This is a genomic window from Gardnerella sp. C0684A1 (assembly GCF_055326835.1).
Genome location: NZ_JBLTSX010000097.1, coordinates 1 through 235 on the forward strand (window position 1 = coordinate 1; position 235 = coordinate 235).

Annotated in this window: 1 protein-coding gene; it reads left to right on the top strand. The window is 71.5% G+C overall.

Features of this window, described 5'->3' with window-relative positions; genetic code table 11:
• Positions 1 to 235: ATP-binding protein (locus tag ACNEUN_RS06465; RefSeq protein ID WP_463631643.1), on the top strand; the 235-nt coding region annotated here is incomplete at both ends.

Here is a 235-nt window from a genome sequence, read left to right on the forward strand (position 1 = left end):
GATCGAGCGCTACGTCCAGCGCCCGCGCCACATCGAGATCCAGGTGTTCGGCGACACGCAGGGCGACTGCGTCTACCTGTTCGAGCGCGACTGCTCGGTGCAGCGCCGCCACCAGAAGGTGCTGGAGGAAGCCCCCGCCCCCGGCATGACACCCGAGCGCCGCGCGCAGATGGGCGAGGCCGCAGTGGCTGCCGCCAAGGCCGTGGGCTACGTGGGCGCCGGCACAGTCGAGTTC